This window comes from Nostoc linckia z4 (genome assembly GCF_002608075.1).
Taxonomy (GTDB): Bacteria; Cyanobacteriota; Cyanobacteriia; order Cyanobacteriales; family Nostocaceae; genus Nostoc; species Nostoc linckia.
In genome coordinates this window covers 16,119-29,127 of sequence record NZ_LAHA01000034.1, presented here as the reverse complement: position 1 = coordinate 29,127, position 13,009 = coordinate 16,119, and the positions used below count along the sequence as shown (strand labels likewise).

Annotated in this window: 9 protein-coding genes; 3 read left to right on the top strand and 6 right to left on the bottom strand. The window is 42.3% G+C overall.

The window, feature by feature from the left end; genetic code table 11:
* Positions 1-162 precede the first annotated feature (162 nt).
* Both VF06_RS23625 and VF06_RS23620 read right to left on the bottom strand, forming a co-directional pair.
* Entirely contained in the window at positions 163-1,119 is a 957-nt protein-coding gene (locus VF06_RS23625) for a DUF4351 domain-containing protein (protein ID WP_099072311.1), read from the bottom strand.
* A 191-nt stretch (positions 1,120-1,310) separates the two neighbouring features.
* Positions 1,311-1,712 (bottom strand): hypothetical protein, encoded by a 402-nt coding sequence (locus VF06_RS23620; protein WP_099072312.1) that lies wholly within the window; start codon positions 1,710-1,712, stop codon positions 1,311-1,313.
* 931 nt (positions 1,713-2,643) lie between these two features.
* On the opposite strand from VF06_RS23620, the gene VF06_RS23615 reads away from it, so the two are divergent.
* The 3 genes from VF06_RS23615 to VF06_RS23605 all read left to right on the top strand — a co-directional run bounded on the left by VF06_RS23615 (position 2,644) and on the right by VF06_RS23605 (position 4,720).
* Positions 2,644-2,961 (top strand): 2Fe-2S iron-sulfur cluster-binding protein, encoded by a 318-nt coding sequence (locus VF06_RS23615; protein ID WP_099072313.1) that lies wholly within the window; start codon positions 2,644-2,646, stop codon positions 2,959-2,961.
* A gap of 384 nt (positions 2,962-3,345) precedes the next feature.
* Positions 3,346-3,525: a DUF8621 family protein gene (locus VF06_RS23610; protein ID WP_099072314.1), complete on the top strand. Its 180-nt coding sequence runs from the start codon at positions 3,346-3,348 to the stop codon at positions 3,523-3,525.
* A 130-nt stretch (positions 3,526-3,655) separates the two neighbouring features.
* On the top strand, positions 3,656-4,720 hold the full coding sequence (locus VF06_RS23605; RefSeq protein WP_099072315.1) for a DUF3326 domain-containing protein: 1,065 nt from the start codon (positions 3,656-3,658) through the stop codon (positions 4,718-4,720).
* Positions 4,721-4,934: 214 nt separating this feature from the next.
* Here VF06_RS23605 and VF06_RS23600 read toward each other — a convergent pair whose 3' ends face one another.
* From VF06_RS23600 to VF06_RS23585, 4 genes are all read right to left on the bottom strand, one after another.
* Positions 4,935-7,526: a chloride channel protein gene (locus tag VF06_RS23600; RefSeq protein ID WP_099072618.1), complete on the bottom strand. Its 2,592-nt coding sequence runs from the start codon at positions 7,524-7,526 to the stop codon at positions 4,935-4,937.
* A gap of 547 nt (positions 7,527-8,073) precedes the next feature.
* Positions 8,074-9,984 carry a sensor histidine kinase gene (locus VF06_RS23595; protein ID WP_244918076.1) on the bottom strand — a complete coding sequence of 637 codons (1,911 nt, stop codon included), beginning with the start codon at positions 9,982-9,984 and terminating at the stop codon, positions 8,074-8,076.
* Positions 9,985-10,217: 233 nt separating this feature from the next.
* Positions 10,218-10,763 (bottom strand): FHA domain-containing protein, encoded by a 546-nt coding sequence (locus VF06_RS23590; RefSeq protein WP_244918075.1) that lies wholly within the window; start codon positions 10,761-10,763, stop codon positions 10,218-10,220.
* Positions 10,764-10,845: 82 nt separating this feature from the next.
* Complete coding sequence (locus VF06_RS23585; RefSeq protein WP_099072621.1) at positions 10,846-12,984, bottom strand: substrate-binding domain-containing protein; 2,139 nt, start codon at positions 12,982-12,984, stop codon at positions 10,846-10,848.
* Between the last annotated feature and the right edge of the window lie 25 nt (positions 12,985-13,009).

Genomic DNA, 13,009 nt, shown 5'->3' with positions numbered 1-13,009 from the left:
CGTAGAGAAGCACGTGGCGTGGACTTTGGTTCTGTTTCCTTCCTTTTTAAGAAAGGTTAGGGGGGATCGATAAGTGCCTAAAGTCACAGCTAACCACTTTCAAAACAACCTCTAAGTGTTGCTGTAAACTCTACCTTAGTTATAAATTAATTTACTGAGAATTTATTCTGATTGTTGATTTAACCAAACTTCTAAATCAGCAATACTAGAAAAATCTAATAACGCTTCTCCTAAGTTTTCTAATTGTTCAATTGATAATCCTGTAATTTGCTCGATTAATAACGCATTAATTTCACCAATACGGCGATTAAGTAGACGCAGTATCAAATCTCTTTCTCCTTCCTGTCTGCCTTCTTGTCTGCCTTCCTGTCTGCCTTCTTGTCTGCCTTCTTGTCTTCCTTCTTGTCTGCCTTCTTCTTTGGCTTGTTCTCTGTTTCTTTGATAAAGTGGTTCTAGTCGCATAATTAACTCCCGATCGTCTGCTTCTAATTCTTGATTTACTCTTAAATTTTCACGCAAGTTGTAAACTAATTCCAGGGTTGCTTTTTGATATGGATGATCTAATGGTAAGGTCTGCAACTCAATAATTGCTTGTGACTGCACGCTTCCTCTACCCAAAAGCCTCAACCATAAAGTCTCCGGTGTTGGCGGTAGTTGATGTATCGCCACAATTGCTGTCCGCAAGGCATCTGGCAGAAAATGTACTCCTGGTGACCAACCTGCTTGTTGCATAGTTCCAAAGCTAGACAACCTAGTTTCAGATACGGTAGGTGTCAGAATCCACAATTTAGGAATTTCTGAGTCCTGGAGTTTAGTTTTATTGGTTTTAGCTTCTCGTCGTAAAAGAGCCTTTACTTCTAATAATTTTAGAATACAGTCGCATATTTCATCGATAGAAGCTGGATTACGGAAGGGTTCTATGAGTGCAGGATGTTCTGCAAATCTTCCTAACAAACCTAGTATTTCTATATTAGAGCTTTGCTGTTTGACAGGAGTGAATAAAACATCTATTTCTTTAATCTCTCCTGAAACTTTTTCTGATGCTTTGATTTCTCCGTAGTTTTTTAGTAATTCTTCAAGATAGTCTTTGGCAAATTTATCGTGTATGAAACGGGTCATTCGATGTTAAGATTGTGGAAGTTCTGGAATTAATGCAAAATTTTATTATATAGCAGTCGTAAATCATTTGTAATGAAATATATCCCCGACTTATTTGATAAGTCGGGGACTGGACATCTTGAATTTTTACAGTTCCCATTCTACAAAAGTTAAAAGCAGATTCTATAAATCTTTTGACTTTTGATTTACCGTTAAGGCGTGGCGGTTATTGCATTTTCATCTGATGTTTTATCTGTATTAGATTTCAAGCGTGTCAATCTACTTTTACGGATACGTTCGCTGTCTCTAACGCCACCTGCAAGTTCATACTCATTGCTGTTTTTACCGTACTTGAAACCAACCCCCATGAGCATTTTGTCTGAAACATGACTTAAGGTTTTTTCCATCTCATCCAGTTTTTTTCTAGAAGAGTCAATCATAGCTATAGCAGCGTTATACTCATCAAGCATATTGTGAAAACTGTTTATTAATTGATTTAAGTTTTGCAAGTTGTAAGTATCATCAAAATTGATATTTGGATCGATAGCTTTCAGCCCCGCAACTCTAAATTCAGCTTTTTTTAGAATTCGGGAACTACGTTTTCTTCGAGTCATAAATTTACACTTTTAAAAGTTTTACAAAGCTATTTTGTCTCAATTAACCTGGATTCTGGTTCAGCAAAAAGCACATTTTTCGTAGCAAAATTTTTGATTTATGTCCGTGATTTTTCGTATTTTAATCATCAAAGGTTGAGTTTAAGTTGTACGAAACCTACAATAGACTTCTAAGAGAAGTCGGGAAAAGGGGAAGGGTAATGGTTCGACAAGCTCACCAACCGGGGAACGGTTTGGTATTTTCCCTTTCCCCTTTACACAAGAGTCCAAAAAGCAATTGATTGCAAGAGGTCTAATAAGTAGCTCAACCTAAAAAAACGTCATACGTAGATGTCAATAAATGTAGGGTGTGTTATGCCGTAGGCTAACGCACCTCTGTAGACTGTACTATAGCAATTGAGGTGCGTTACGCTTTGCGATAACGCACCCTACCATTGTTTTATGTTTAATTAAGTTGACCTACTTAATTGTGAGTTTCGACTACACTCAACCCACTGGCTGGAATTCAAGGGCTGAACGTTAGTCGTGGGCGCACCGTCTGGTAGAAAAGCCCGCTCTTTTGGTACACTGTTTTACCGCAAGTCCTTTAGTTGCAATCAACTGCGATCGCTTTAACCTTAAGGCTTAATGTTATAACCTTAAGGCTTCATGTTGTAACCTTAAGGCTTCATGTTGTAACCTTAAGACTTAATGTTATAACCTTAAGGCTTCATGTTGTAACCTTAAGGCTTCATGTTGTAACCTTAAGGCTTGATGTTGTAACCTTAAGAGTCAACGTTGTAACATTGATGACCAAAGTTTCTTGGTGAGTGCAATTATAGTTGTTATAATTATCACTGTTTAACCTAAAATTTTATGGTGATATCTGGATATTTTTAACTAATTCCGATATATTAAGAAATTTGCCCCTTGCTTAAAACTTTTTTTCAATATGCCCAAAACTTACACCGTAGAAATTCATCACCAAGGTCAAACTCATACTTTGCAAGTCCCCGAAAATGAAACCATCTTATCAGTGGCCGAAGCTGCGGGTTTAGAATTGCCGGCTTCTTGTCATGCAGGGGTTTGTACAACTTGCGCCGGTCAAATCAGCCAGGGTAGTGTAAATCAAGCTGATGGCATGGGTGTGAGTCCAGATTTACAAAAACAAGGTTATGTATTACTTTGTGTTGCTAAACCCCTTTCTGATTTGAAAATCGAGACTGAAAAAGAAGACATACTTTATCAATTGCAATTTGGCAAAGACTAGTAATTAGAGAAGAATTCAGAATTCAGAATTCAGGATTCAGAATTCAGAATTCAGGATTCAGGATTGAGAATTTACGAGTAGAACAAGCTTTATGGTTGGCTTTAAAACTGAAGTTGCGTACACCATAAAGTTGAAATATTTTGTGAGTGAACAGTTATCAGTATAGATGTTAGAACTTTTGCAAAAAGAACTTTTGCACTCTTGTGGAAAAAGGAAAAATAACAAACCTTTCCACTTTTCCCGACTTCTGGAAAAAGTCTATTGATTTATTGATAGCTGAATGACTGTTCACTCCCATGATTACAAAAACTGGAAAATCATATCAGTATTTCATTGCACCTGATAAGCTATTGTATAAACTAAAAATTAACAGGATTTAGGGCTATGACAACTCATTTTATTACCGCAGAAATCGACCTGCAAGAGACTCCCGCAGAATTACTCAAAACAATTGAAACAGAGTTAAAAAAACAAGGGGAACCCCTGCGTTGGGCTGTTACCTCTGTAGATGTTGCCCAGCAAAAGGCTAAAGTTGAAGCCGTTGTGACGACAGTCGAGAGTTAGAGTCGGGCATGGGGCATAGGGTATGGAGCATGAAGTATGGGGAGCAGAGGAAAAAATTCTTAACTCCTAACTCCTAACTTTCAACTCCTAACTTTCAATGCCCAATGCCCAATGCCCAATGCCCATAATTATGCATCCATACACTGCTATTTTAATCGTACCAACTGGTGTTGGGGCTGCTATTGGCGGTTACGCTGGTGATGCTTTGCCTGTTGCTAAAGTTGTAGCACAGGTTTGCGATCGCCTGATTACTCACCCCAATGTCCTCAATGGCGCAAGTTTGTACTGGAATCTCCCCAATGCTTTCTATGTTGAAGGTTTTGGACTCGATAAATTTGCCGCCGGATGTTGGGGTTTGCGTCCAGTGCGGAATAATAAGATAGGTTTACTTTTAGACCAAGGTATTGAGCCAGAGTTACGCCTCAGACATTTGCAAGCAGCAGACGCAGCTAGAGCCACACTAGGATTGACTTTAACAGATTATGTAATTACAGATGCACCATTGAATGTAGAATTACGGACTACTTCATCGGGTGCAAGTTGGGGGACAATTGGTAACCCGGATAGCTTGTTAAGGGCAGGGGAAACACTGATTAAAAAAGCCGGGGCAGAAGCGATCGCAGTTGTCGCCCGTTTCCCAGATGATATGGATGAGGAAGCACTACAAAAATACCGCCAAGGTGAAGGAGTTGATTCCATAGCCGGCGCAGAAGCCGTAATTAGCCATTTACTAGTACGAACCTTTCAAATTCCTTGCGCTCATTCACCTGCTCTCGCTAGCACTCCCCCAGAACCGGACTTATCACCCCGTTCCGCAGCTGAGGAATTGGGTTACACATTTTTACCATGCGTTCTCGTCGGTTTGAGTCGCGCCCCACAATTTATCCAAAGAAAAGCGATAGGATTAAAACAAGATGATATCTGGGCAGATGAAGTAGATGCTGCCATCGTGCCTGCAAACGCCTGTGGTAGTAGCGCCTTACTCAGCCTCAGCCAAACACGATGCCAAATAATTACAGTAGAAGAAAATAAAACTGTTATAAAAGTTCCTCCCCGACCTTTGGGGATCAAAGCCATAAAGGTAAACTCATATTTAGAGGCAGTGGGCATATTAGTGGCACATAAAGCAGGCATCGATCCCTATATTCTTCGTCCAAAATTATCGTCCTTACAACCACTAGCCATTACAAGTTAAGAGTTAGGAGTTAGGAGTTAAGAGTTAGAAATTTAGGAGTTAAGAGTTAGAAGGCAATAGGTACAAGTGAAAAGTTCTTTCCCTTGTTTCTCTTGTCCCCCCATCTCCCCATCTCCCCATCTCCCCATCTTCCCATCTCCCCATCTCCCCATCTNATCTCCCCCTCTCCCCACACTCCCCACACTCCCCATCTCCCCATTCCCCACGAACAGCATTAAGTTTTCACCATAATCACTGTGCAATTACTTTTGCGAGAAATATTCTCTGGAATATTTCCTTGAATAACCTGTTGTAGTAAACTTTCGCGACTAGCCCCTAAAACAATCACATCACTATTTTCTTGTTCGGCACACTGAAGTACAGCTTCAGGAACAGAATCAGCTAGGACTGGTGTAGCTGTTACCTTACCTTTAACTCTACGTTGCAGAAAGCGAACAGATTTATCTAGTAATGTTGTATCGGGTAAAGATTCGGGAGATTGGAATACTTGGCATACATTGATTTGCGGGAATGTACTTAGAGAAGTCAGGGCAGGTAATAATTTAATTGCTTGTCTGGAGTTGGGGCCGCCTGCCATTGGCAGCAACCAACGATCGAAAGCTCTTTTATCATCGAATTTAGCTAGAACAACATCACAAGGTGCTTGTCGAATGACGGTATCTACTACTCTGCTGAAAACTCTACCAGGTGTTGATGTAGTACCTTTCCAACCCATCAATACTAAGTCAATATGTCGTTCTTTTACAGTCTCCAAAATTGCCTCAGCAACATTATGGGCAACTCGGATCTGGGTGTGGATGGGAATTCGCCATTTTTCTGCTAATAGTGTTGCCCTTTGCAAAAGATGATGGCTTTTGGTGGTTTCTACTGGTGTTTCAGATGGGACGCGGCTAGATGGAACGATAATCACTTGCAAGCATTCTATTTCGTAATTGCGATCTTTGGCGATCGCTACTGCCATTTGTAGTAAAGTCTCGGCTGTCTGGGGATGTGACAGCGGTACTAATAGCCTTCCTTTGCCTGTGGCTGGTGCATGAGTTTGGTAAACCACATAAGAAGGTGCTGATTTTGGTTCTATCTGTTCAGTATTACCACTGAGGCGTTCTGCTTCTGTGCGGATAATATCGCTGCGAGTGATAATTCCTACTAGTTTTCGGCCTTCTGTAACGGGTAAGCAGCTGAGGTGATAGCGATTGAGTATGTGCAGCACATAGGCTAGTGTCGCTGTGGGACTGACTGTTACTGGCTCTGGTGTCATAATTTCCCTGACAGTTCTATCTCCACTTAACTGTTGGGAGGCAATATCAATTAAATCTTTTTGGGTGATAATGCCTACGACTTTACCATTTTCTAAAACAGGGAAATTGCGATGGTGAGATTGAGAAAATGCCTGTACTGCTTCATCAACGCTCATCTGACTAGATAGGGTTTCAACACGCGGTTGCATGACATCTGCGGCGGTTAATTGTGCTAAAAGCCCCTCTGTAGTTGGTTCTTTTGTAATGTGAATTCCTTTCCACTCTAGTAGAAGATCGTAGAGCGATCGCTTGTCAATTTTTTCCGCCACTAAATAGGCAACTACAGACACAATCATTAACGGTAACACCAGATTAAAATCTGTTGTCATTTCAAACACAATGATTACTGCTGTAATTGGTACTTTGGAGACGGCGCTAAAAAACGCAGCCATACCCACATGAGCATAGGTTGTTGCAGCACTCATTCCCAGCAAATGCTCTTGTGCAGTACCCACCAAATAGCCAAGGGCAGCTCCTAACACCAAAGTGGGAACTAGTAAACCCCCTGGCGCTCCAGAACCGTAAGTGACAATAATGAGGGTAAATTGGACTAAAAGAGCGATCGCTGCAAATACCCAGTCAGCATTACCCACAAGTAAAATTTCTCTCAGTCCGGCATTATTGCGAAAAGTTACGGGCAATAAAGCGATCGCAACACCAGTAACTAACCCAACAATTCCAATTCGCCAAGGTAAACTCAAGTTTAGTACGCGGCGGTTAATTGCCAGACTGGCAAGAACACCCTGATTAAAGACAATGCCCAATAACCCAGCCAACACTCCTAATATGAGGTAGAAAGGGATTTCCTGGGCGAAGAAGGTTGTATCTGGCAGTACTAAATTTAGATGATTCAAATCTAAGCTGTGACTGCCATAGAGTCGAGAGATAACTGAAGCGATGAAAGAAGCTAAAATCGCAGTGCCAAGAGTAATGCCTGAAACATCTTGTAATAATTCTTCTACGACAAAAAGTACACCTGCGATCGGTGCATTAAAAGCCGCAGCTAACCCAGCCCCGGCTCCGGCGGCGATGAGTTGGCGACGATGTTCTGGAGAAGTCGGCACCCAATTACTCAATTGATTAGCCAAAGCAGCCCCTATTTGCACAGTGGGCCCTTCCCGTCCTAGAGGCATTCCAGAACCAAGCACGAGTGTAGCACTCACCAACTTGACCAAAGCAATCCGCAGATTTAACGGCATCGGTACGCGAGCCAATACTGCTTTCACTTCCGACATGCCGCTACCTGATGCTTCAGGGGCGAAGCGCTCCACTAACCAACCAGCTAAAATTCCTCCTACCAGTCCAATACCTGGTAGCACTAAGTACGCAGGCCAATGATAAGAAACACGTACTCGCCATGCACCTGCCCAGTCTACTGTCTGTCCTAATAGAACTGCTGCTAATCCAGAAACTAAACCAATCAAGCAAGCTTCTAAAAAAGCAAAGCGCTTTGGTCGAAGCAACTGACGCCAAAGCCTCAACCAGAGAATTTTACCCCTGACTAACATGTTTTTAGCAATCACTTCTCATCAGCGGAGATACGGAAATATACAGATATCTAAATATCATGTCCGATAAATTACTTATGATATATCATTGCGAGTCCAACGTAGACACCTCAAACATGGCTTCCGGACATGATATAAAATGTCATACCGTTAACTCTATTCATAGTATTTCGTAAAAAAATAAAATTTTAATAAAATTTTGGTTGATAAATAAAAGACTGTTAACGGGGAACAGGGAACAGGGAATAGGGAATAGGGAATAGGGAACATGGACTGTCTGTGGTGGGGGATTTGAGCAAGCACCAAGACTTTCCGCCTGTAGGCGGGGGACTCAAACCGTCTTAATATCATGTCCGCATCATTAGTTATGATTCCCACAGCCATTGCACCCCACCCCGCAGGCGGGGTGGGGTTTTTCGGGTTTAATAATTAATCAAGCAGACACGATATTAGTGGGGAGAGGGAACGAACGAACTGTTAAGAGTTCTCTCTCCCGAAGGAAGTTAACAGTCAACAGTCAACAGTCAACAGCCCAAACCAGAATCATTTATTTTTTGGAATTCATATTCTGCTGGCAAGTAGCCACGGGAAGTTTAACAGTAAAAGTTGCTCCTTTACCTTCTCCCTCACTCTGGGCTTCCACTGTGCCTCCATGAAGCTCGACCAAGTGACGGGCGATGGCCAAACCAAGTCCCAAGCCGCCAAACTCCCTTGTAGTTGAGCCGTCGGCTTGGCGGAAGCGCTCAAAGACGTGTGGAAGAAATTCTGCTTTGATGCCCATACCAGTGTCCCGTACAATCACCTCGACAAATGAGTTAGCAGGCTGAAGCTGCACTTCAACGCGCCCACCTTGGGGGGTAAATTTAATAGCGTTGGCAACGAGGTTCCATATTACCTGCTGAAGCCGATTTGGGTCTCCTAAGATGGGTTCCACATTGGCAAGTTGTAGCTGTAAATCAATGTCTTTAACTTCGGCGGCGTGGCGTACTGAATCTATGGCACTGATGATGACAGTGGCTAAGTTTAGCGGCTGTGGTTCGAGGCGGAGTTTCCCAATCACGATGCGCGATGTGTCAAGGAGGTCATTTACTAGTTGCGCCTGGGCTTTAGCGTTGCGCTCAATGGTAGCGATCGCTCGTTGTGTCTTTTCTTGGTCGAGCTTCCCAGCACGTAGTAACTGGGCCCAGCCTAAGATACCGTTGAGAGGGGTTTTGAGTTCGTGGGAAACGGTAATTAAAAACTCATCCTTGAGACGGTTAGCTTTCTCTGCTTGGGCCCGCGCTGTCTCCACCTGCCTTAAGTGTTCGTCCCGTTCTCGCTGGCGCTGTTGCAGTAGGCCAGCGGAAAATTTTAAAGCTTCGCTTAACAAAGCTACTTCCTTAATAGGCGAGGGTTCGATGTGCGGATATTCACCTTTGGCAAGGGATTCTGCGGCGCAAGCAGCCGAAGCAATACTTTCAGAAATCCACTGCGACAGGATAAGAGCGCCCACACCACTGACCACAAGCAATGCCAAGCCAGAGCCAACAACAAGCCACATCGCTCGACGAGTGGGACTTTCAATGATTTCCACGGGAACAACGACGGCACTCGTCCAGTGAGAAAAATTGGTTCGGCTGAAGGCAACATACACTGTTGCTCCCTCCAAGGTAGTCTCGCGGTAGACTGTCTCAGTTGTTGAAGCGATTCGCTTTAAAAAAGACGGAGTACCTTGCTGCCCGACAAAGCGCTCAGGATGGCGAGTCCGGGCTACAACAACACCATTACCATCAATGATAGTACGCGTCCACTCTCCATCAATAGGTGTCTGGGTCTTAATGGTACTAGTGATTGCTTCTGAGGTGATGAGGGCGCTAAGCACATACCGTAGCTTGCCTGAGCGGATGACGGGAACGCGCACGGGGAAAACCCATTTTTGCTTCAGACGTGCAAAGGCAAGATAACCCACTGTGGGCTTTTGTGTTTCGACAACACGCCGCACACTTAATGGCTCATTTGCTTTTGGTAAGGCGATGCCAAAGGGACGAAAGGTATTGAAAACCTGTTGTCCGTCTGGCGTTAAGAGAACCACACTCAACCAAGTCGGCTGTGTCTGTGCTGTACGCAGTGCCTCGTTATAAAAGGCTTTTAATTCACTTTGGTCGAGTCTGTCAGAGGCTGCCAGTGCTTGGAGAGTCCTGGTTGTGCTGGAAAACTCGCGCTCTATATCTTCAGTGAGATTGCGTGCTGCTATAACCAGACGGCGTTCTGATGCTGCACGCTCCTTGAGCGAAAGTTGATATACAACAGCAACAGCGAAAAGGACTACTGGGAGTAAAGCCCCTGCTACGAGTAACACAAGATGCCACTTCAGAGTCAACGTGCGTCTGCCGACAGAATTCAAGTCATTATTTATACTTGTTTTTGGCAAACCGACTCCCAAGTTTGAAGGGAATTCGATTTTATTCGATCTTGTCACGCTCTTTTGCTGAAAGCACATCCAGTTATTTTTGTGCTGTAATCATGGTATTTTAAGTAAAAACCGAGATATTCACCTTTATTATTGTAGTCTATTCAACTGCAACTTGCTATGTAAGTTGTTACCTATTGAAATTGCACATTAACTCAAAAGTCTTCTGTTACAAAGTTCTGTTTTAAGGAAGCCTTGGCTCAAACGAAAGCGCTTTGTCCTTAAACAATAAATACAAATTGTTACATGACATAAGCAGTAAAATTAACTAGATTGTCTTGACCAAATCTTAACGCATCACCGTTTAATAAACGATATTGCATTCCAGGAGTTAGAAGACTGTTATTTAAATAAATACCATTTGTACTCATGTCAACAATCATATATGCATTTTGCGACCAGTCCCAATCGACTCGCGCATGACGACGAGAGACTATTCCTTCATGGGGAATACCAGTTAAATCAATTTCTGGCGGTGCTATTCCTGGGCTTTGACTGCGACGACCAATAAAACCTCCTTCACCAACGAGGTGAAATTCTCTACCGCTGCTATGAATTAGCTTTAAAACTGGCGCTCTTTGAGGTGGGGGGGTATAAACAGGAGGTGTTTGTGGATAAGAAACCCGTGGTTGATAGACTGTTGAATAATCTGCCGGGGTTTGTTGAGGAACTTGGTAGTTGGGTTGTTCTGTTCGCTGGTATTGGTTTGGTGGTTGTTGAATTGGTGGTTGTTGAATTGGTGGTTGACTGGGCTGTGGCTGAATAGGTGGTTGTGGTGTAGGAGTCACTACATTCCCTATGGGAGTGGAGCACCAGGGACAAACCTTAGCATTGTTAGGCAGGGCGCGGTTAAAATATTCGCAACTAGGATTAGGGCACCGATTTGCAGGCATAAGAATTTATATCATCAGGCATAGGTTGTAAAGCGACAAGACCTACTTTGCTAAGTAAACACTGACCCTGACGAGTTGTGAGCATCCGGGTAAATGTAGAACCACCGACTCGGCGGTTGCTGTCTTGAGGGTACACTACAAAAATAGGGTATCCCAAAGGATAGCTTTGGAAAGTAGTAACATCAACATAATAATCATCATGCTGACACAAGTCATCTGAGGGATTGATGGAGCGACGATCGCGTTTTTGAAACAATGGTTGGGTAGCTGGCTTGTTACCGTTGGCGATGGCTAGGGGATAACCACTACACTGTTTCCACGTTTTACTGATAATCCCAAAACTAATAATCCCGGTAGCTCGTCCCTCTAAAGTCTCGCTACGTATTTGGTTTTGGGTTTTTGTGGTGTCTTGTTGAGTAACTTTCGCTGCAAATAAAGCTTTGTCTTGGGGGTTATTTTGCAAAACTATTTCTTGAAATTTAGCGATGGCTTCCGGTTCGGTGGGAGCAAAGGGTTTAATTTCCAGAGGATTGGCTAACTTGGGATTAATTTGTTGCCAATTAGTAATTTTACCTGTGTAAATTTGACGCAATTGCTCAAGGCTAATTTGCCCTCCCAGAGCATTCGCTAGATTAGAGTCTCGTTTATTAAATGCCACGAAAACAATTAATCCATCATAGGCAATTTGTTCTTTTTTCAATTGACTGGTAATGCGATTTTCTAAACTTGTAATTGCAAAGTCTTTTTTCCCTGTTTGTACTTCTTCTATACCTTTAATTGGATTATTGACATCTGCTGATAAAATTGACTCATATTTATATATTGCTGTCGCATCTGGTCTGGGTTTAGTTAATAAATTTCCTAAACGGCTGTCGTCTACTGGTTGGGTTAAAATAAAACTCCATGTACTATCTTTTTCTCCTGTGTAAGTAAAATTTCCTGAAGGAAGATTGGGAACTTCTGCGAAAGCTCGTAGAAGCATACGCCATTGAGTCAAATTCGGTTCATTTGTTTTCTTACCGGACAACAACCAATACCAAATTCCTCCCCCTAGTAGTAAAAAAGCTAGAATTCCCAGCAATAAAATTAAAGGCATTGGTAAACGCTTTTGGACTTCAACAGCACCAGAGGAACCCACTGGAATATTAGTATTATCTTCTTTGGGAAGTTGTAACAGTGCTTGACGAGCCGCTTCTGCACTTGCAAAAAAAGTTTCCAACCCCATTAAACGATAAATAAATTGTTTTAAATGATTATCTGTATCTGGCCATTGTTGATTGTCTCTAGGATCTAAAGGCTGGTTAGAAGATAAATTAGTTGTTCTTCCCACCCATAAATAAAAGGCTACCATTCCTAAAGATTGTAAATCTTGTTCTGGTCTTGCGGGGGTTGGTTGAGGAATAATCGGTGGAATAAATAAGTTTTCCCAGATGGCTAAATCACAAAAATATATAGAAAATTTTTGATGTGCTTCTAATTTAATTAAAATACTATCTAAATTAATGTTGCCGTGAGTTAAACCGAGTTGTACTTGGTTGGAAGGAAAACGCAGTTTTTGGGTATGAAGAAATTGCAAAGTTTGTAGTGCTTGATTGAGGAATTCCCGCACTTGGAGGGGTGTCATTGCTCCCTTTTCAATGATATATTTAGCTAAAGTCTGGGATGAGTCTATGCCTTTAGCGATTAAATAACAGCGTTCTATTTTATCATCAGCGATCGCTTCTTTAGTTTCCACCAGCCGGAAGTTTTGAATGCGACTATCAGCTAAACTTATTCCACCGACTCTTTTAAACGTTTCTTTACGTTTTATGGTTTCGTTTTCATTAAAGGAACGACTGGGTAGTAAATATTCTTTAATAATTACAGGTTGTTTGTCCTTTAGTTGGATACCTGAGTATAAACGACCTAAACCCCGCACGCCACAATAACTATTTATTTGATAAGTCCCCTGGCTTCCTTTAATCTCAGCTTCCTGTGGTAAAGTCGCCAGAAAACCACATTCCAAACAAAATTTAGCACCCTTGATTTGTTGTGCTGTTTGAAAAGGGCGATCGCAATTTAAGGGAGAATTATACGAACAAGGGTATTCTTGATAAAAAGATTCTAGTGAAGGCATAGAGAAATTTCGTGAATTGCGCCGA